Below are 20,683 nucleotides of genomic sequence, written 5' to 3'. Positions count from 1 at the left end.
CGGGCAGCTTGGGGCGCCGCGGCCGGCCGCGCACGCGCAGGTGCCCGGGTCCGCCGTGTGGGCGGTCCCGGGCACCTGTGGGGCTGTCGTGGAGGTCAGTGGCGTGCGCCGCGCAACTCCTCGGCCAGTACCTTTCCGATCTCGCGCAGCGGCTCGGCGGTCGTCATGTCCCAGTGCGCGCAGTCGATGTCGTACTCCTCGACCCGGCCCAGGACATGGGGTGCCCAGGCCTCGGCGCCGGTCGTCGCGGCCGGTGTCCGGGCGGCGTTGAAGAACACCGCGTCGCCGCCGAACCGCCGTGCGGGGACGTACCGGTAGCGCATCTCCAGGTTCCCGGCCGTCGCCGCGACGACCGCGGCGGCCTGGGCCGGCTCCAGCGCTCCCAGGATGGCGTCCTCGGCGCGCAGCACGGCGGCCAGCTCCTCCGCGTCCGGGGCGCTGTCGGCGCACCGCACGTCGAGTTCGGCGCCGCGGCCCCCGAGCAGGGCCGTCAGCACCTCGCGGCCGGTGATGGCGGGTGGCCGGAATCCGTCGGGCAGCGGGTAGGAGTCGAGCAGCGCCAGGAGGGCCACTTCCTCGCCCTGCTCCTCCAGCCGGGCCGCGATGGCGTGCGCCACCAGACCGCCGAACGACCAGCCGAGCAGGTGGTACGGGCCGTGCGGCTGGACGGAGCGGATCTCGGCCGCGTAGCCGTCCGCCATCTCCTCGATTCCGCCGGGCCGGTCCGACGGGCTCGTCAGCTCCTTGGCCTGGAGGCCGATCAGCGGCCGTTGTCCGCCGATGTGCCGGAGCAGACCGGCGTAGGACCAGCTCATCCCGGAGATGGCGTGGACGCAGAAGAGCGGGGCCTCGGTGGCGGTTCCGGACGCGGCCCGGATCGGCAGCAGCGTCTCCATCGGGTCGCCGCCCGTGTTGGAGGCGATGTGTTCGGCGAGCAGCGCGGGCGTCGGGTACTGGAACAGGTCCCGGATGGTGACCCGGGTGTCCCAGATGCCGCGGATCCGGCCGATCAGCCGGGTGGCGAGCAGGGAGTGGCCGCCCAGTTGGAAGAAGTGGTCGTCGATGGTGACGGACTGCACCCCGAGTGTGGCCGCGAAGAGGCCGCACAGGACCTCCTCCGCCGGGGTGCGCGGCGCCCGGCCGCCGGCGTTGTCGGCCTGCGGGGGTTCGGGCAGCGCGCGCCGGTCGAGCTTGCCGTTGACCGTCAGCGGCAGCGCGTCCAGCGGCACGATCGTGGCCGGAACCATGTACTCGGGCAGTGCCGCAGCCGCGTGCCGGCGCAGCTCGGGGAGGTCGGGCCGGCTGCCTTCGGTGGGCACCACGTACGCCACCAGGCGCTTGTCACCGGGCCGGTCCTCCCGGATCAGCACCGCCACCTGCGCGAGGGAGGGGTGCCGCAGCAGTGCCGACTCGATCTCACCCGGCTCGATGCGGAAACCCCGCAGCTTGATCTGCTGGTCGGCCCGGCCGAAATACTCCAGCGCACCGTCCTGGCTCCAGCGTGCCAGGTCGCCGGTCCGGTACATCCGGGAGCCCGGCACGCCGTGCGGGTCGGCGACGAACCGCTCCGCGCTCAGGACGGGCTGCCCGATGTAGCCGTGGGCCAGGCCGTGTCCGGCGACGTAGAGCTCGCCGGGGACTCCCGGTGGCAGTTGCCTGAGGTTCTCGTCCAGCACGTAGGCGTGCTTGCCGGCGATCGGCCGTCCGATCGGGATGGCCGGCGCGGGGCGGGTGATGGTGTGGGCGGTGGTGAAGCCCATGCTCTCGGCCGGCCCGTAGCCGTTGACCAGGTGGAGGTGCGGGTGGTCGGCCAGCGCCTTGGCGGTGTGGGCGGGTGAGGCCGCCTCACCGGCGGTCATCGCCTCCTTGATGCGGGAGAACACCGCCGGGTGCTCGTCGAGCATGTGGTTGAACAGGCTCGCCGACATCTGCAGGGTGGTGACGCCGTGCTGCTCCACCAGCTCGGCGATCTGGTGCGGGTCGGTGTGCTGGCCCGGCTGCAGGACGCACACGCCGCCGTGCAGGAGCGGTCCGAAGACCTCCAGGGCGAAGGCGTCCCAGGACACCGGGGAGCTCTGCAGATAGGTCTGTTCGGGTCCGAAGTCCAGGTAGTCGGGGCCGATGAAGGTGGCGGCCAGTGCCCGGTGCGAGGCGGCGACGCCCTTGGGGACGCCGGTCGATCCGGAGGTGAACATCACGCAGGCGATGGACTCCGGGTGCCCGCCCGTCTCCACCGGTGTCCCCGGCCGGCCGCTGATCGCGGTGACCTCCGCGGTCAGGTCGACGATGGTGGCCGGGGTCGACAGGGGGGTCAGGTGTGCCTGGGTGACCAGCGCGGCCGGGCCGGTCTGCCCGAGCACGGTGTTCAGCCGGTCGGCCGGGAACTGCGGGTCGAGCAGGGTGTATCCGGCCCCGGCCTTCAGGGCGGCGAGCAGCGCCGCGATGAGCTGCGGGGAGCGCTCCAGGTGGATGGCGACGATGCTGCCGGGGGTGACACCCCGGGCGGTCAGGTGGCGGGCCAGCCGGTTGGACCAGATGTCCAGCTCCTGGTAGGTGACCTGCTGTTCCTCGTGGACCAGCGCCACCGAGTGCGGGGTGCGGGCGGCCTGTTCAGCGAACAGGCCGTCGAGTCCGCGGCCCGGTGCCGGCGTCGGGGCGCCGGTCCATTCGCGCAGCCGGGCCCGTTCCTGCTCGGACACCGTCTCCAGGGCCGCGAGCGGAACGTCGGGGTCTGCCACGGCCCCGGTGAGGAGCCGGACCAGGCGGTCCGCCGTGGCCTCGATGGTGCGTGCCTCGTAGAGGTCGGTGGTGTACTCGATGAGGATGTCGAGCCCGTCGGGACGGCCGTCGGCGGCTCGGTTCTCGGCGAACGCGAAGGTGAGGTCGAACTTCGCGACGGAGACCGGCGGGAAGGCGAACTCGCTCTCCAGACCGGCGAGCGGCGGGGCCTCGTTGCTGGTGTCGCCGACGGTGAGCATGACCTGGAAGAGGGGGTGGCGGGCGGTGGTGCGCTCGGGGTTGAGGGCTTCGACCAGCCGGTCGAAGGGCAGGTCCTGGTGGGCCCAGGCGGCGAGGTCGGTCTCCCTCACCCGGGTCAGCAGTTCGCGGAAGGTCGGGGCGCCGCTGGTGTCGGTGCGCAGGACGAGGGTGTTGACGAAGAAGCCGACGAGGTCGTCGAGCTTCTGGTCGGTGCGGCCCGCGACCGGCGAGCCGAGCGGGATGTCGTGCCCGGCACCGGAGCGCGACAGCAGGGTCGCGACGGCTGCCTGGGCGACCATGAACAGCGTGGTCCCGGTGGCCTGGGCCAGTGCCATCAGGTCGGCGTGCAGTTCGGCGGGGCAGTGCACGGTGTGGGTGCGGCCCCGGTTGGAGGCGACGGCGGGCCGGGCGTGGTCGGTGGGGAGCGTGGCCTCCTCCGGCAGTTCGGCGAGCACCTCGCGCCAGTGGTCGAGGTGACGGTCCTCGTCGCGTTCCAGGAGCCGTTGCTGCCAGAGGGAGTAGTCGGCGTACTGCACCGGCAGCGGCTCCCACCCGGGGGCGGCTCCTTGCGCGCGGGCCTCGTAGGCGGTGGCCAGGTCGCGGAAGAGCGGCCCGTTGGACCAGCCGTCGGAGGCGATGTGGTGGATCACGAGCAGGAGGACGTGTTCCTCGGCTCCGAGCTTCAGCAGCTGTGCGCGGCAGGGCGGTTCGGCGGACAGGTCGAAGGTCCGGCCGGACAGGGCGGAGAGCCGTCGCGGGAGTTCCTCCTCGGTGGTGGCGATCACGGGGAGCTCGGTGTCGGCCGGGGGCAGGACGTGCTGGTGGGGGGCGCCCTCGTGGGTGGGGAAGACGGTGCGCAGACCTTCGTGGCGGGTGGTCACGTCGGTGAGGGCGAGCCGGAGTGCCTGCTGGTCGAGGGGGCCCCTCAGCCGCAGGGCGAGCGGGATGTTGTAGGTGGCGGACGGCCCTTCCATCTGGTCGAGGAACCACAACCGCTGCTGGGCGGAGGAGAGCGGTACCCGCTCCGGCCTTTCCTCGGGCATCAGTGCCGGCCGTCGCTCCTCGCTGCTACCGGCCGCGATGCGCTCGGCCAGCTGCGCGACCGTCGCGTGCTGGAACAGGTCCCGGATGGTGATCTCGGTGTCCCATACGGCCCGGATGCGGCTGACGAGCCGGGTGGCGAGCAGGGAGTGCCCGCCGCGCCGGAAGAAGTGGTCGTCGATGGTGACCGAGGGAAGTCCGAGTACGGCCGCGAAGAGTCCGCACAGGACCTCCTCGGCGGGCGTCCTGGGCGGGCGTCCCCCGGCGTCCGCGCTCTGCAGGGGTGCGGGCAGCGCACGTCGGTCGACCTTGCCGTTGGTGGTGAGGGGTATCCGGTCGAGGACCACGAAGGCGGACGGGACCATGTACTCGGGGAGTGCGACGGCGATCTCGCGGTGTACGGCGTCGGTGTCGATGGTGGCGCCGTCGGCGGCGACGAGGTAGGCGGCGAGGCGCTTGTCGCCGGGCCGGTCCTCACGGACCACGACGGTCGCCTGCCCCACGGTCTCCTGTGAGCTCAACGCCGTCTCGATCTCGCCGAGTTCGATGCGGAAGCCACGGAGCTTGACCTGCTGGTCGGCGCGGCCGAGGTACTCGATGGAACCTTCGGCGTTCCACCGCACCAGGTCACCGGTCCGGTACATCCGCGTACCCGCCCGACCGTACGGATCCGCGACGAAGCGCTCCGCTGTCAGCGAGGCGCGGTTGAGGTAGCCCTGCGCGAGACCGGCGCCCGCGATGTACAGCTCCCCGGGAGCGCCCGGCGCGGCGAGTCGCAGGCCCTCGTCCAGCACGTACAGCCGGTGGTTGTCGAGCGGCTCCCCGATCGGGACGGCACCCGCGTAGTCCAGCGGCCGGTGGATACGGTGCGTGGTCGCGAACGTGGTGGTCTCCGTCGGCCCGTACCCGTTGACGACAGTGACGTCCGGGCAGTGCTCCATGACACGGCGTACCGCCTCCGGTGCGACCACATCACCACCCGCCCACACCTCACGCACCCCGGCGAACGCCTCCGGCGCCTCCTCGGCCATCACGCGGAAGAGACCCGCCGTCAGCCAGAGCGCGGTGACCCGGTGCTCGGCCAGCAGCCGCTGGTAGTCGGCCGGGGCGAGATGGCCGCGGGGGGCCACGACGACCGTGCGGCCGTTCAGCCAGGGCACCCATATCTCGTATGTCGAGGCGTCGAAGGCGGCCGGCGAGTGGAACAGCACGCGCCGGTGGTTGCCGTTCGCGTACATGGTCTGCGCGGCCAGGTCCGCGACATTGCGATGGGTGACCGCGACCCCCTTCGGCACACCCGTAGAACCCGACGTGAACATCGCGTACACCGGCTGGTCGGGGTGGATGTCGAACGCCGGTGCTGTGGCGGGGAGGTGGCCGACTTCCGTGGTGTCGCCGAGGACCACGACCTGTGCGTCGGCGTCCAGGACGACCTGGTGGTCCGAGAGGGCCCGGTCGGTGAGCAGGACCGGCGCCCCGGTGTCGGCGAGGATCTGCACGAGCCGGCTGTCGGGGTCGGTGGTGTTCAGCGGGGCGTACACGGCTCCGGCCTTGACCACGGCGAGCAGAGCGGTCAGCAGGTCGGTCGAGCGCTCCATCAGGACGGCGACCACGTCGTGCTGCCGGATGCCGAGGCTGATGAGGTGGTGGGCCAACTGGTTGGTGATCCGGTCGAGTTCGGCGAACGTCAGATCGCGGTCCTCGTCGACCAGGGCTACCGCGTCCGGGGTGCGGGCGGCCTGCGCGGCGAACAGCTCCGCCAGGCTCTTCTCCGACGTGCCGGTGTCGGCGCCGCTGCGCTCCTCCAGGAGCAGCCGCCGCTCGTGTTCACCGAGCAGGTCCAGAACCGGCAGCGGGGTGTCGGGCGAGGTGACGACGGCTTCGAGCAGCCGGTTCAGCCTGGCCATGAGGGCGTCGATCGTCCGTGCGTCGAAGAGGTCGGTGGCGTATTCGATGGTGATGTCCAGGCCGTCCGGCCGGCCGTCGCGGGTGCGGTGCTCGGCGAAGCCGAACGTCAGGTCGAACTTGGCGATCTTGAGGGCGCTGTACTCGGTACGGGCGTCGAGCCCCGGCAAGCCGACGGCGTCGGAACCGGCCTCGCCCATGGTGAGCATCACCTGGAAGAGCGGATGACGGGACGCGGAGCGCTCGGGGTTCAGCACCTCGACCAGCCGGTCGAAGGGCAGGTCCTGGTTGTCCCAGGCGGCCAGATCCGTCTTGCGGACCCGGGAGAGCAGATCACGGAAGCTCGGGTCGCCCGTGACGTCCGTACGCAGCACCAGGGTGTTGACGAAGAAGCCCACCAGACCGTCGAGCGCCTCGTCGATGCGGCCCGACACCGGAGAGCCGATCGGTATGTCGTAGCCGGCCCCGGAGCGGGACAGGACGGTCGCGACGGCGGCCTGGACCGCCATGAACAGCGTGGCGCCGGACTCCCGCGCGAGGTGCGTCAGACCGGTGTGGATGTCCGCGGGCAGACGCGTCTCACAGGTGGCGCCCACGTACGAGGCAGAGGCCGGGCGCGGCCGGTCCGCCGGCAGCGTGCCCTCCTCCGGGAGGTCCGCCAAGGTCTGCCGCCAGAAGTCCAGTTGTCGGGAGCCGGCGCTCTCCGGGTCGTCGGCCTCGCCGAGCAGCTCCTGCTGCCACAGCGTGTAGTCGGCGTACTGGACCGGCAGCGGCTCCCAGTCCGGCACGGTGCCCTGGACCCGGGCCTCGTAGGCGGTGGCGAGGTCCTGGAGCAGGGGCCCGGTCGAGCCACCGTCCGTCACGATGTGGTGCATCACCAGGAGCAGGACGTTCTCCTGCTCACCGAGGGCGATGAGACGGGCCCGGATCGGCAGGTCGGCCGCGAGGTGGAAGACCTGGGCCGACTCCGCGGCGAGCACGGCCGGCAGCGTCGCGGCGTCGGCCTCGACGACCTCCAGTACGAGCTCCACGTCCTCCTCGTCGAGGATGCGCTGGTAGGGGGTGCCGTCCTGGTCGGGGAAGAGGGTGCGCAGGCTCTCGTGCCTGCCGACCACGTCCAGGAGCGCCGACTGGAGTGCCGGGCGGTCGAGTTCGCCGTTCAGCCGCACGGCGAGCGGGATGTTGTAGGTGGTCGACGGCCCTTCCATCTGGGCGATGAACCACAGCCGCTGCTGGGCGAAGGACAAGGGAATCACTTGGTCACTCCCATCCGGCGCATCGGCCGAAGTTTGGGCCGCGCGGCCGCGGCGCTGTCGAGCTTCTCGACGAGCGTGGCCACGATCGGGTGTTCGAAGAGGGTCGCGACGGAGAGCTCGACCCCGAGTACGGTGCGGATCCGGCCGGTGAGCCGGGTCGCGAGGAGCGAGTGCCCGCCGATGTGGAAGAAGTGGTCGTCGATGGTGACCGACGGCAGCCCGAGCACTTCCGCGAAGAGGCCGCACAGGACCTCTTCCTTGGCGGTGCGCGGCGCGCGCCCGGTGACGTCGTTGACGAACTGCGGTGCGGGCAGGGCGCGTCGGTCGACCTTGCCGTTGACGGTGAGCGGGATCTCGTCCAGTACGACGAAGGAGGACGGCACCATGTACACGGGCAGCAGCCCGGACACCTGCCGGCGTACGTCCCCGGGTTCGATCCGGGCGCCCTCCGCCGCGGTGAGGTAGGCGACGAGGCGCTTGTCGCCGGGCCGGTCCTCCCGGACGATCACGGTGGCCTGGGCCACGTCCGGCCGGCCGACGAGAGCCGTCTCGATCTCGCCGAGTTCGATGCGGAAACCACGGAGCTTGACCTGCTGGTCGGCGCGGCCGACGTACTCGACGGACCCGTCATGGTTCCAGCGGACCAGGTCACCGGTGCGGTACATCCGCGTCCCCGCCGGACCGTAGGGGTCGGCGACGAAGCGTTCCGCCGTCAGCGCGGCGCGGTCGAGGTAGCCCCGCGCCAGACCGGCTCCCGCGATGTACAGCTCCCCCGGAACGCCCGGAGCGACCAGCCGCAGCCCCTCGTCCAGCACGTACAGCCGGTGGTTGTCGAGCGGCTCCCCGATCGGGATGGCACCCGCGTAGTCCAGTGGGCGGTGGATACGGTGGATCGTGGCGAAGGTCGTCGTCTCCGTCGGGCCGTAGAGGTTGGCGATGGTCAGGTCCGGGCAGTGCTCCATGAAGCTGCGTACGGCCTCCGGCGCTATCACCTCACCGCCCGTCCACACCTCGCGCAGCCCGGCGAACGATCCCGGGGCTTCCTCCGCCATCGCCCGGAAGAGGCCCGTGGTCAGCCAGAGGCCGGTGATCCCGTACTCGGCGACGAGCTTCGCGTAGGCGGCCGCGTCGAGATGGCCGGCGGGCGCGACGGCGATCGTGCCGCCGTTCAGCCACGGCACCCATATCTCGTGCGTCGAGGCGTCGAAGGTGTGGGCCGAGTGGAACAGCACCCGGCTGTGGCAGCCGTTCGCGTACATGCTCTGGGCCGCCAGGTCCGCGACGTTGCGATGGGTGATCGCGACCCCCTTCGGCACACCCGTCGAACCCGACGTGAACATCACGTACAGCCACTGGTCGGGGTGGGCGGGGGGCGCAGGTGGTGTCGAGGGCAGGTGGGCGAATCCGGCCGGCCCGTCGAAGACGACGGCCTCGGCCGTGGTCAGGGCCACGACCGGGTGATCGGACATCGCCTTGTCGGTGAGCAGGACCGGTGCCGCGGTCTCGGTGAGGATCCGCAGGAGCCGGGTGTCGGGGTCCGCGGTGTTGAGCGGTGCGTAGACGCCTCCGGCCTTGACCACGGCGAGCAGTCCGGTGAGCAGGTCCGCCGACCGCTCCATCAGGACGGCGACGACGCTTTCCGGCCGCACTCCGAGGCCCACGAGGTGGTGCGCCAGCTGGTTGGATTCCGCGTCCAGCTCCGCGTAGGTGCGCTGCCGGGCGCCGTCGATCAGGGCGATCGCGTCCGGGGTGCGGGCGGCCTGGTCGGCGAAGAGTTCCGCGAGGCCCCTGTCGGAGGACCCGGTGACCGAGCCCTTCCACCCCTCAAGGAGCTGGTGGCGTTCGTCGGGTCCGATGAACTCCAGCTCACCGACACTCTTCTCGGGGTTCTCCACGGCGTCGCCCAACAGCCGGACCAGTCGTCCGGTGACCGCCTCGACGGTGCCGGCGTCGTACAGGTCCGTGGCGTACTCGACCCTGATGTCCAGCCCGCCGGGGCGGCCGTCGGCCGTGCGGTGCTCGTGGAAGGAGAAGGTCAGGTCGAATTTGGAGATGTCCAGGGCGGTGAAGCCCGACTCGGCCGAGATCCCGGGGAATTCGACGGTCGGGGTCACTGCCTCCTGAAGGGTCAGTACGACCTGGAAGAGGGGGTGGCGGGCGGTGGAGCGCTCGGGATTGAGGGCCTCCACCAGCCGGTCGAACGGCAGGTCCTGGTGGGCCCAGGCCGCGAGGTCGGACTCCCGGACCCGGGTCAGCAGCTCGCGGAAGCTGGGGTCGCCCGTCAGATCGGTACGCATCACGAGCGTGTTGACGAAGAATCCGACGAGGTCGTCGAGGGACTGCTCCGAGCGGCCGGCGATCGGGGCGCCGATCGGGATGTCCTTCCCGGCGCCGGAGCGGGACAGCGTGGTGGCGACGGCGGCCTGGGCCACCATGAACAGAGTGGTGCCCGTCTCCCTGGCCAGCCGGGTCAGGGCGTCGTGCAGCTCCGCGGAGAGGTGGACGCCATGGGTGGTGCCGCGGTAGGTGGCGACCGTCGGACGGGGGCGGTCGGACGGCAGGGTGGCCTCGTCGGGCAGGCCGCCCAGCGTCCTGCGCCAGAACTCCTCCTGCCGCTCACCGTCCGCCGCGAGCAGTTCGCGCTGCCAGAGGGTGTAGTCGGCGTACTGGACGGGCAGCGGCTCCCACGCAGGCGCCCCGCCCCGGGTACGCGCCGTGTAGGCGGCGGTCAGATCGCGCAGCAGCGGGGTGGTGGACCAGCCGTCGGACGCGATGTGGTGCATCACGACCAGCAGGACGTGTTCCTCGCTCCCGAGCGCGAAGAGCGCGGCCCGGACCGGCATTTCGGCTTCCAGGTCGAACGTCCGGGCGGCATGGCCGGCGAGCAGTTCCTGCAGGGTGTCCTCGGTCGCCGCGACGACGGGCAGTTCCACCCTGACCTCGGCCGCCGGAAGCTGCCACTGGTAGGCGGCTTCAGCCGTCGTCCCGAAGAGGGTGCGCAGCGACTCGTGCCGCACCACCAGGTCGGTGAGCGCGAGTTGGAGGGCCTGGATGTCGAGTGCGCCCGTGAGGCGCAGGGACAGCGGGATGTTGTACGTCGCCGACGGCCCCTCCAGGTGGTGCAGGAACCAGAGGCGCTGCTGGGCCGAGGAGAGCGGCACCCGCTCCGGCCGCACCGCCTCCCGGAGCGCCGGGCGTCGGACCGCCTCGCCGCCCGCTTCGACGTACTCGGCCAGTGCGGCCGCCGTCGGGCCCCGGAAGAGGTCCCTGACGGTGATCTGGACGCCGAAGGCCTGCCGGATGCGGCTGATGAGGCGGGTGGCGAGCAGGGAGTGTCCGCCGAGGTGGAAGAAGTGGTCGTCGATGGTGACCGAGGGAAGTCCCAGTACCTCCGCGAAGAGTCCGCACAGCACCTCCTCGACCGGCCCCCGGGGTGCGCGCCCGGTGGTGTCGTTGCCCGACTCCGGTGCGGGCAGGGCGCGTCGGTCGACCTTGCCGTTGACGGTGAGCGGGATCTCGTCGAGCACGACGAAGGCGGACGGGACCATGTACTCGGGGAGCGCCACGGCGATCTCGCGGTGTACGGCGTCGGTGTCGATGGTGGCGCCGTCGGCGGCGACGAGGTAGGCGGCGAGGCGCTTGTCGCCGGGCCGGTCCTCACGGACCACGACGGTCGCCTGCCCAACGGTCTCCTGTGAGCTCAACGCCGTCTCGATCTCACCGAGTTCGATGCGGAAGCCACGGAGCTTGACCTGCTGGTCGGCGCGGCCGAGGTACTCGATGGAACCTTCGGCGTTCCACCGCACCAGGTCACCGGTCCGGTACATCCGCGTACCCGCCCGACCGTACGGATCCGCGACGAAACGGTCCGCCGTCAGCGAGGCGCGGTTGAGGTAGCCCTGCGCGAGACCGGCGCCCGCGATGTACAGCTCCCCGGGGACACCCGGGGCGACCAGTCGCAGGCCCTCGTCCAGCACGTACAGCCGGTGGTTGTCGAGCGGCTCCCCGATCGGGACGGCACCCGCGTAGTCCAGCGGGCGGTGGATACGGTGCGTTGTGGCGAAGGTGGTGGTCTCCGTCGGCCCGTACCCGTTGACGACGGTGACGTCCGGGCAGTGCTCCATGACACGGCGTACCGCCTCCGGTGCGACCACATCGCCACCCGCCCACACCTCACGCACCCCGGCGAACGCCTCCGGCGCCTCCTCCGCCATCACGCGGAAGAGACCCGCCGTCAGCCAGAGCGCGGTGACCCGGTGCTCGGCCAGCAGCTTCTCGTACGCGGCCGCGTCCAGGTGCCCCGCGGGGGCGACGACGAGCGTGCCGCCGTTCAGCCACGGCACCCACATCTCGTACGTCGAGGCGTCGAACGCCATCGCCGAGTGGAACAGCACGCGCCGGTGGTTGCCGTTCGCGTACATGGTCTGCGCGGCCAGGTCCGCGACATTGCGATGGGTGACCGCGACCCCCTTCGGCACACCCGTAGAACCCGACGTGAACATCGCGTACACCGGCTGGTCCGGATGCGCCGGCACCGACGGATCGGAGGAGTCGCCCTCGTCGTCCGTCACCGGCCCCAGTACACGCACATCCGCGGGCACGGTCCAGGATCCCGGGTCCCGGTCCGTCACCACGTGCGAGACGCCCGACCCGCCCACGATCAACTCGACGCGCTCGGAGGGGTACCGGGTGTCCAGCGGTACGTACACCGCTCCGGCCTTCACCACGGCCAGCGTCGTCACCACCGCGCTCACCGAGCGCTCCTGGAACAACGCCACCCGGCTGCCGGGCCGCACTCCCTCACCGATCAGCCGGTGTGCCGCACGGTTGGCCAGCGCGTCCACTTCGCGGTAGGAGAGCTCTCGCCCCTCCCCCACCACCGCGACCGCGTCCGGGGCCCGTGCCACCTGCGCGGCGAAGAGCTGCGCGAGGCCGGTATCGGGAGAACCGGTGTGCGCACCGGCCCACTCCTCCAGCAGCAGCCCGCGCTCGTTCTCCGACAGCAGCTCCAGCTCGCCCACCGGACGGTCCGGGGTCGAAGCCGCGGCCTCCAACAGACGCACCAGACGCTCGCCGGCCGACTCCACCGACCGGGCGTCGTACAGGTCCGTCGCGTACTCGATCGTGATGTCCAGCCCGCCGGGCCGGCCGTCCTCCCCGCGGTGCTCGGCGAAGGAGAACGTCAGGTCGAACTTGGCGATGCTCAGCCAGGTGAACTCCGACTCGGTCTCCAGGTCCGCTCCGACGAGTGTCGGTGTGGCCGCGTCCGTGAGCGTCAGCATCACCTGGAACAGCGGGTGCCGGGCCGCCGAACGGTCGGGGTTGAGCGCCTCCACCAGCCGGTCGAAGGGCAGGTCCTGATTGCCCCATGCGGCGAGGTCGGTCTCCCTCACCCGGGTCAGCAGCTCGCGGAAGCTCGGGGATCCGCTGGTGTCGGTCCGCAGTACGAGGGTGTTGACGAAGAAGCCCACCAGATCGTCGAGCGCCTGGTCCGTACGGCCCGCGATGGGTGAGCCGAGCGGGATGTCGTGTCCGGCTCCGGACCGCGACAGCAGGGTCGACACCGCCGCCTGGGCGACCATGAACACCGAGGCGCCCGATTCGCTCGCCAGTTCGGCGAGCGCGGAGTGGACGTGCTCGGAGAGGTGCACCGTGTGGGTCGCCCCGCGGTAGGAGGCGACGGCCGGGCGCGGGCGCACGGCCGGGAGCGTGACCTCCTCCGGGAGGTCGGCCAGGGCCGTTTGCCAGTAGTCGAGTTGACGGCCTGCGACGCTGTCCTGGTCCGCCGGGTCGCCGAGTACACCGCGGTGCCAGAGCGCGTAGTCCGCGTACTGGGCGGGCAGCGGGTCCCAGGCGGGGCGTTCGCCGCGGGAGCGGGTGGCGTACGCGGTGCTCAGGTCCCGCATGAGCGGCTGATAGGACCAGCCGTCGGAGACGATGTGGTGCATGACCACCAGGAGTACGTATTCGTGCTCGCCGACGCCGAACAGGCTTGCGCGGAACGGCAGATCGGCCGCCAGGTCGAAGATGCGGCCGGACTCGGCCGTGAGCAGCGCGGCCACCGTGTCCTCGGTGGCGGGGATGACCGGCAGTTCGACCCGGACGCTGTCGGCGGGCAGGATCCGCTGGTAGGTCTGCCCGTCGGCCTGTCCGAACACGGTGCGCAGGCTCTCGTGACGTCCCGCGACGTCGGCGAACGCCGACTCCAGTGCCGCGACGTCGAGTTCGCCGCGCACCCGGACGGCGAGCGGAATGTTGTACGTCGCCGACGGGCCCTCCAGCTGGTCGAGGAACCAGAGCCGTTGCTGGGCCGCGGAGAGCGGCAGCGGTTCGGGCCGCTCCTGGGCCGTCAGGGCCGGGCGCGCCGTCTCGCCGCCGCCGGTGGCGACGTACTCGGCGAGGAGTGCCACGGTCGGGTACTCGAAGAACTGCCGCAGCGTCAGCTGGACGTCCAGGACGGTGCGCACCCGGCTCACCAGCCGGGTGGCGAGCAGCGAGTGGCCGCCGACCGCGAAGAAGTCGACGTCGATGCCGATCGACGGCACTCCCAGGGAGTGGGCGAACAGCCCGCAGAGGACCTCCTCGACCGGGTTGCGGGGGGCCCGGCCGCCCGGCGCCGCGCCGGCCCGGGGGGCGGGCAGTGCGCGCCGGTCCAGTTTGCCGTTCGGGGTCAGCGGCAGGGACCCCAGCGGCACGACCGCCGATGGCACCATGTACTCGACGAGCTGCTCGGCGGCGTGGCGGAGCAGCTCGGCCGCGTCCAGGACGCCTGCCTCGGCGGGTACGGCGTACGCCACCAGGCGCTTGTCGCCGGGCCGGTCCTCGCGGACGATGACGGCGGCCTGGGCGATGGAGGGGTGCCGGACGAGCACGGTCTCGATCTCGCCGAGCTCGATGCGGTTGCCGCGCAGTTTGACCTGCTGGTCCGCTCGGCCCAGGAAGACGATCTCCCCGTGCTCGTTCCAGGCGGCCAGGTCGCCTGTGCGGTACATGCGGCTGCCGGACGGCCCGTACGGGTCTGCGGTGAACCGCTCGGCGGTCAGGGCCGGCAGGCGGCCGTATCCCTGCGCGAGGTGCGGTCCCGCGACGTAGAGTTCACCGGCCTCGCCGGGGGCGGTGTGGCGCAGTTCGCCGTCCAGGACGTACATGGCCGTGTTCGCCATCGGGACGCCGAGGTGCAACCGGTCCAGGGTTCGCACCTCGGGGGTGAAGACCTGGTAGCTGCAGAAGACGGTCGCCTCGGTGGGACCGTAGACGTGCACGAACGTGGTGTCCGGGCAGTGGTCGAGGGCTCGTTGGAGGGCGGTGGCGGACAGCACGTCGCCGCCGGTCCAGATCTCGCGCAGCTGCTTGAGGGCGTCGATCGCCTCGCCCGCCATGGCGTCGAAGAGGGCGGTCGTGAAATATGCGGCGGTCACCTGGTGGCGGGTGATGGCCTCGGCCAGCTCGCCGATGTCGACATTCGGTGCGGAGAGCACGACCGCCAGTCCGCCGCGCAGCAGCGGGACCCACAGCTCGTAGGTGGAGGAGTCGAAGGGCAGCGGCGAGTAGGCGAGCACCCGCTCGTGGGCCGCGGCGCCGAAGCCGGGGTCCAGGGCCAGTTCGACGACGTTGCGGTGGGTGTTGACGACGCCCTTGGGGGTGCCGCTGGAGCCCGAGGTGAACATCATGTACAGCGGCTGGTCGGGGTGGACCGTGATGGCGGGTCCGGTGGGAGCGGCGCCGGCCGTCGCGCTGCGGTCGTCGAGCCGCAGGGCGGGCAGGTCCCCGGCGAAGCCGGTCTCCGTTCCCGGGCGGTCGGTCACCAGGAGGGTGGCGCCGGTGCTGTCGAGTATCCAGCTGAGCCGCTCGTCGGGCTGGCGGGGATCGAGGGGGACGTACACACCCCCGCTCTTCAGTACGGCGAGGACCGTGATGACGTAGGCGAACGAGCGGTCGAAGAGGAGGCCCACGGCATCGCCCGGCCGTACGCCCTCGGCGACGAGCCGGTGTGCGAGGGCGTTGGCCGCGCCGTCCAGCTCCCGGTAGGTGAGGCTGCGGTCCTCGCGGACGAGGGCGACGGCCTGCGGGGTGCGGGCGGCCTGCGCGGCGAACAGAGCGTGCAGCGCACCCTCGGGAAGGTCCTCGGCCGTGTCGTTGTACGAGGCGATGTGCGCGGGCACGCCGGCGCCGAGGGAGAGAGCTGGATCTGCTTGCGGCTGGGACATCTCAACACCTTCTTGGTAGCTCGGATCTCGTGGTCTCGCGGCGTGCCGGGAGACCGACGGAGCCACGGTGGATGACGTGCGGATGGTGCGAAGTCGTGCGGTGGGAAGGGGAGTCAGCCGGTGCGGGACGCCGTCGCCGCGTCGGCGGGCAGCAGGATGTCCTCGGCTTCCAGGGCGTTCGCGCGGTACTTGCCCACGGAGCTGATCAGCAGCCGGAGTTCGAGGGCGATGCTCTCGACCAGCCGGACCAGACCGGCGTCCGCGTCCTCGTCGACGGCGAGGAGCGCGGCCCGGCCGAGACCGACGGCGCGCGCGCCGAGCGCCAGGGCCTTCGCGGCCCGGCCGCCTTCCCAGATCCGCCCGCTGGCGAGCAGACAGTGGTCGGTGGGGCCGATGCGGGTGAGGCACTCGCCGAGCGGGAGCCCCACCTGGCCGAGGAAACCGGTGGGTGCCCAGGCGGTCCCGCCCTCGGCGCCGTCCACCGTGACGGAGTCGGCGCCGGCGGCCCAGGCGGTGGCGGCGGCCAGGGCGACGTCGCGCCCGGGGTGCAGCTTCACCCACACCCTGACCCGGGGGAAGTTGTTCCGCATCAGCCTGATCTGCTGGCGCAGGATCTCCTCGGTGAAGGTGCCGGGGCTGCTGATCCTGAGGACCGATTCGCTGTCGGCGCCGAACACCTCGTCCATGGCGTACTGTTCGGCGACCCGGCCGCCCGCCTCGCGGCCCAGGACGGTGAGACCGCCGAGACCGGGCTTGGCGCCCTGGCCGACCTTCAGCTCGAAGGCGAGGCGGCCCGTGGCCAGCAGCGGTTCGGAGACCGGATCGCTGTAGACGAGGTTCCACACCTCGGCGTCCGCGTCCTCGGTGGACTGCTGGACCACCACCCCGCCGTGCTCGTCGTCGGCGGCCGCGGTGTAGGCGGCGATCCGGCCGAGCAGCGGGGACGTTCCGGAGTCGGAGGCGGCACGGTAGCCGTTGACGGGGACCACGTTCTCGCCGATGACCATCGGGATGCCGAGCTGTCCGGCCTGCCGCCCGGCCGCCTCGCCCAGGTCATGACTGGCGACCTGGGTCGAGCCGAACGCGGAGACGTAGAGCGGCAGCCGGGAGGTGAACCCCCCGATGACGGTGTCCAGTTCGACGTCGGTGTACAGCGGCTCACGGGCCAGGTCGATGAGCTTCTTCAGCCGCTCCGGCATGAAGACCGGCGGCACTATCCTGGCGCGCTCCAGCAGGTCCTGCGGGTCGTGGCCGGCCGGGATCGCACCCAGCAGGCTGCTGCCGTAGGTCTCCAGGGCGGGGAAGGCTCCCGCCGCTCCGGCCCTGGCCCGGTGCCGCACCTGTTCCTCGGGGAAGCCCGCGGCGCTCAGTGCACTCATGCCGACACCACTCCGGGGAGCTTCGGGTAGGCGCTGGCCTCCCAGGCTGCGGTGCGGCCGGTGACGTACCGGGTGAAGCGCTCCAGGCCGATGCCGAAGCCGGAGCTGGCGGGGATGCCGCGACGGGCCAGGTCGAGGTACCAGCCGTACTTCGCGGGGTTCTCGCCGGTCTCGCGCATCCGGGTGACCAGGGCCGCGTAGTCGTGTTCGCGCTCGCTGCCGCTGGCCAGTTCGCCGTAGCCCTCGGGGGCGATCAGGTCGAAGTTGCGGAGGATGCCGGGCCGGCCGGCGTCCTCCTGGTCGTAGAAGCCCCTCGAACCCTTGGGGTAGTCGACGACGAAGAACGGGCGGCTGGTCTTCGCGGAGAGGATCTCCTCTCCCTCCCAGTCGATCTCGGCGCCGGGGTCCTGCGGGTGGCCGAGCGCCACCAGGTCGGCGGTGGCCTCCCGGTGCGTGGTGCGGGCGAACGCCCCCCGCACCACCTCCCGGAAGGCGTCCGGGTCCCGGCCGAGCAGCTCCAGGTCACCGGGCATCTCGCGGACGACCTCGTCGACGACGTACGCCACGAGCTGCTCGGCGAGCTCCATCGCGTCCTCGCGGCCCGCGTCGCGGATCTCCACGTCTATCTGGTGGAACTCGGCGAGATGGCGGTGCGTGACGGCCGTCTCCAGCGGTTCCAGGCGGACGTTCGGCGCGATGTAGAAGATCTTCTCGAAGGCCATCAGCGATGCCTGCTTGTAGAGGATCGCGCTCGTCATCAGCTTGTACTTGTGACCGTAGAAGTCGATGTCCACCTGCTTGGACCCCCGGATGCCCGGGTCGGTGACGGGGCCGATGACCGGCGGCAGCAGTTCCTGGAACCCCTGCGCGGTCAGGAAGGAACGGGTGGCCGCGAGCATCCGGCTCTGCACCCGCAGCGTGGCACGGGTCGGCTCGGCCATCAGGTGCTGGTCGGGAGAGGCCGGGAACGCGGGCGCGACACGGCCGTAGGGCTCGGCGATCGTGCTGGTCATGGTGCTACCTCCTGGGTGAGCTGACGACGGGCTGCCGGGCGACGGGCCGCCGGGGGGAGCGAGGGGCGGGAAACGGACGGGGGAAGGGTGCGGTCGTGCCGGCGCTGCACGAACGACAGGGCGTCGAACAGCCCGGCGGCCGTGAGCCGCCGGCCGCGGTCGCGGACGGGCCCCAGCGGCATCGCCCCGATCTCGGACCAGGTGAGCCGACCGGATGCGTCGATGCGGCTCCGGGAGCGGCCCGCGTTGTCGGGGTGCAGGCAGAACGGCACGTCGAGGTATCCACGGGCGAAGGCCTTCAGCAGGGCCTGGCCCAGGTCGTCGTCCAGGTCCAGCACGGCGTCCACCAGGGCGCGGGCCTCGGCGTAGACGGCGTTGTCCGCCTGGCCGGTGCGCGGGACCGGCACGGTCCCCGGCCGGGCCTCGGCCGCCGCCCGGTGCCGGGCGGCGGCGCGTGCGGCGACCCGCAGCGCCTCGACGTTCTCCGTGACGGTCGGGATGCGGTGCGCCTCGGCCGCCGTCTTGACGATCAGCCGGGCCGCCCCGGTCTCCACGGCCAGTTCGGCCGAGCGTTCCAGAAGGTCCAGGGAACCGCGACGGGTCTGCGGGTAGAGGCCCATGTAGGTGTAGAGGACGATGTGCCAGTCGGTCTCCGGCAGGAATTCGCCGGCCAGCCGGCGCAGTGCGTGCACCGCGTCGCGGTCCTGTGCCGCGTTGGTCTGCTGGGCGTAGCTGAGTGAGATGCTGCGCAGTCCCGCCCGGTGGAAGAAGAGCGCTTCCAGCGCGCTGATCGCGACGAGCAGTCCGGGCGGGCAGAGCTGGCCGAGCATGCAGCCGCCGAAGGTCTCCAGGTGCGGTTCGGCCCCGGTGCCGCGCAGTCCGGCCAGGAAGTCGCAGCTCTCCTGCCAGTTGCGCACGGAGTCGAGGAGCGGGGTGCGCCCGTAGGGCAGGCAGTAGGAGACCGGGCCGCCCTCCGTCGCGTCCAGGCCGAGCCGGGCGAGCGCGGTGACGATGCGCTGGGGGCGGGCCGATCCGTGCCGGATCTGCACCGGGAAGCCGGCGTCCCGGACACCGTCCAGGACCCAGCGCGAGGTGTGCGGGCTGTAGGAGGTGATGGGGAACCCGTTGAGCGGGACGCCGCTGTTCAGTGCGCGGACGGCGGACGCCTCGTCGCTGACCCGGGTGTAACTGTCGATCGTCATCGTGCCGACGACCGCGTCGGCGGCGCCCTTGGTCGCCAGCAGGCCGGCCCGCATCAGCGCCGGGTCGGAGAAACCCATGCGGGGCTGCACCACGAGGGTGCCGCGTGCCTGGGCCTCGGCGACGAAGCGGCCGAAGGAGAGCGGGCGCGGGTGCACGGTGGTGGCGCGTGCCCCGGGGACGTCCGTAAGGACCGGTGCGGTCATCGTTCCACCTCCCTGGGCAGTGAGTCGACGTAGGACTCGAAAGCGGTGAGATCGACGCCGTCCTGGAAGACGGCGTCGAAGCCGGCTCTTCTGAGGACATCGGCCTCCTTCTCCCCGCCGCCGGAGACGCCGAGCTTGCCGCCGATGACGGCCGGCAGGCCGGTCAGCTCCCAGCGCGACCGGATGGCTCCGATCAGCGGCTGGGCATCGTTGAAGCCGTGTCCGTTGACGCTGCTGACGACCAGCAGGTCGGGCTGGTATTTGCAGCAGGACTCGACGATCTCGTCCTCGGGCACGCAGGAACCCAGATTGACGACCTTGTGCCCGAGGTCTTCGAGCAGCAGTTGGATGTAGATGAGATTCCAGGTGTGAGCGTCTGATTGCAGTCCGGTGACAACAACATCCAGCGGCCCGGATCGATGACGAGCCGCCCATTCCGCAGGCTTCATTGTTCGCTTCGTCCACATCATTGGATGACAGGGGGAGAAAGAGATTCAGGATTGCCCTGAACTTTCTTTCGACCACCACCGTAGATTCGCCGCAGAAGCGATTCCGGCGTCACCGGCGGCAACTGGGCGGCAGGACAGCAGCAGTTGAACTGCAGCCCTGTGCCGGGCGGGTGGCGGGGCATGAGACTGGCCTGACTGCGCCCGCAGAATTCACCGCCCGGCCCCGTGCACACCGCCGGCGAACGACCGAGGAGTCATGACATGACAGAGACCGGCCACAGCGTCCGTGTGGCGGACGTGCTCAGTGACGTCCTGGCAGACGTCCTGGCAGACGTACGGGAGAAGGTTGACCGGAGGGAGGCGCTCGGCGAGGCCCAGATCGCCGTGCTCGAAGCCGCGGTTAACATCGTCCGCGCCGGTCAGGCCGGGTTCGAGGTGATGCCGGCCGAGCGTTCGGAGCTGGTGCGCGAGGCGCTGGGCGCGGTGCGCGCGGCCACCGTTGCCACCGGTGTCGCCCTCACCTACGCGCATCAGACGGCCCGCGTCCTGGCCTGATCCCGCGGCCCGTGGTGCCGCCGATCTGCCTGGACTTCTGCCCGGCGAACCGGTCGGCGGCTCGTAGCCTTTGATGCAGGCGAAAAGAAAACCCAGTCAGACCTGAAGACCGAATGCATACCTTCGTCCAACCGAGGTGGAAATCATGGCAACCAATCCGTTCGAGGACTCCGATGGCCGCTATGTGGTGTTGGCCAACGAAGAGGGTCAGTATTCGCTGTGGCCGGCCCGGATCCAGCAGCCGTCGGGCTGGGAGCTGGTGAAGGACGAGGGCAGCAAGCAGGAGTGCGGAGAATTCATCGAGGCGAACTGGACCGACATGCGGCCGCGTTCGGTCGTTGCGGCGATGGGTGGCTGAATCCGCTGTTCCTCCGTGCCGGAAGGGGGGGGGGGGGGGGCGGTCGGGGGGGCGCCCCCCCCCCGTAGCGGGTGGTGAGGGGACCCCCCGGGCCGGGGCGGTGGCGTATAAAAAAAAGTCGCGGGCGCCGGAAGT

At 71.4% G+C, this 20,683-nt stretch carries 8 protein-coding genes; 2 read left to right on the top strand and 6 right to left on the bottom strand.

Features of this window, described 5'->3' with window-relative positions; all coding sequences use genetic code 11:
• Positions 1–95: 95 nt before the first annotated feature.
• From ACFVJX_RS33365 to ACFVJX_RS33340, 6 genes are all read right to left on the bottom strand, one after another.
• A complete protein-coding gene (locus tag ACFVJX_RS33365) occupies positions 96–7,181 on the bottom strand; it encodes an amino acid adenylation domain-containing protein (RefSeq protein WP_384135713.1) in 7,086 nt (2,361 codons plus the stop codon).
• A complete protein-coding gene (locus tag ACFVJX_RS33360; RefSeq protein ID WP_384135715.1) occupies positions 7,178–15,388 on the bottom strand; it encodes an amino acid adenylation domain-containing protein in 8,211 nt (2,736 codons plus the stop codon). Before ACFVJX_RS33360 ends, ACFVJX_RS33365 begins: the two co-directional genes overlap by 4 nt.
• A 113-nt stretch (positions 15,389–15,501) precedes the next feature.
• On the bottom strand, positions 15,502–16,767 hold the full coding sequence (locus ACFVJX_RS33355; protein WP_384135717.1) for a glutamate synthase-related protein: 1,266 nt from the start codon (positions 16,765–16,767) through the stop codon (positions 15,502–15,504).
• Positions 16,764–17,780 carry an asparagine synthetase A gene (locus ACFVJX_RS33350; RefSeq protein WP_384135719.1) on the bottom strand — a complete coding sequence of 339 codons (1,017 nt, stop codon included), beginning with the start codon at positions 17,778–17,780 and terminating at the stop codon, positions 16,764–16,766. The genes ACFVJX_RS33355 and ACFVJX_RS33350 overlap by 4 nt, the downstream gene beginning before the upstream one ends.
• On the bottom strand, positions 17,777–19,186 hold the full coding sequence (locus ACFVJX_RS33345; RefSeq protein ID WP_384135721.1) for a methylaspartate mutase: 1,410 nt from the start codon (positions 19,184–19,186) through the stop codon (positions 17,777–17,779). The genes ACFVJX_RS33350 and ACFVJX_RS33345 overlap by 4 nt, the downstream gene beginning before the upstream one ends.
• Positions 19,183–19,635 carry a cobalamin B12-binding domain-containing protein gene (locus tag ACFVJX_RS33340; RefSeq protein ID WP_384135723.1) on the bottom strand — a complete coding sequence of 151 codons (453 nt, stop codon included), beginning with the start codon at positions 19,633–19,635 and terminating at the stop codon, positions 19,183–19,185. Before ACFVJX_RS33340 ends, ACFVJX_RS33345 begins: the two co-directional genes overlap by 4 nt.
• A gap of 261 nt (positions 19,636–19,896) precedes the next feature.
• Here ACFVJX_RS33340 and ACFVJX_RS33335 point away from each other — a divergent pair, with 261 nt between their 5' ends.
• Positions 19,897–20,190 (top strand): hypothetical protein, encoded by a 294-nt coding sequence (locus ACFVJX_RS33335; RefSeq protein ID WP_384135725.1) that lies wholly within the window; start codon positions 19,897–19,899, stop codon positions 20,188–20,190.
• 145 nt (positions 20,191–20,335) lie between these two features.
• On the top strand, positions 20,336–20,548 hold the full coding sequence (locus tag ACFVJX_RS33330; RefSeq protein WP_384135727.1) for an MbtH family protein: 213 nt from the start codon (positions 20,336–20,338) through the stop codon (positions 20,546–20,548).
• Positions 20,549–20,683: the final 135 nt, after the last annotated feature.

This window comes from Streptomyces sp. NPDC127177, from assembly GCF_042672475.1.
In the GTDB taxonomy this organism is placed as follows: domain Bacteria; phylum Actinomycetota; class Actinomycetes; order Streptomycetales; family Streptomycetaceae; genus Streptomyces.
The sequence above is the reverse complement of the archived record's forward strand: the minus strand, read 5'-3'. Positions and strand labels throughout refer to the sequence as shown.

Bases quoted from the DNA above. Each gene is read 5' to 3' on its own strand.
- ACFVJX_RS33360 (WP_384135715.1), bottom strand. From the start codon at position 15,388: ATGTCCCAGCCGCAAGCAGATCCAGCTCTCTCCCTCGGCGCCGGCGTG.
- ACFVJX_RS33340 (WP_384135723.1), bottom strand. From the start codon at position 19,635: ATGAAGCCTGCGGAATGGGCGGCTCGTCATCGATCCGGGCCGCTGGAT.
- ACFVJX_RS33335 (WP_384135725.1), top strand. From the start codon at position 19,897: ATGACAGAGACCGGCCACAGCGTCCGTGTGGCGGACGTGCTCAGTGAC.
- ACFVJX_RS33345 (WP_384135721.1), bottom strand. From the start codon at position 19,186: ATGACCGCACCGGTCCTTACGGACGTCCCCGGGGCACGCGCCACCACC.
- ACFVJX_RS33330 (WP_384135727.1), top strand. From the start codon at position 20,336: ATGGCAACCAATCCGTTCGAGGACTCCGATGGCCGCTATGTGGTGTTG.
- ACFVJX_RS33350 (WP_384135719.1), bottom strand. From the start codon at position 17,780: ATGACCAGCACGATCGCCGAGCCCTACGGCCGTGTCGCGCCCGCGTTC.
- ACFVJX_RS33355 (WP_384135717.1), bottom strand. From the start codon at position 16,767: ATGAGTGCACTGAGCGCCGCGGGCTTCCCCGAGGAACAGGTGCGGCAC.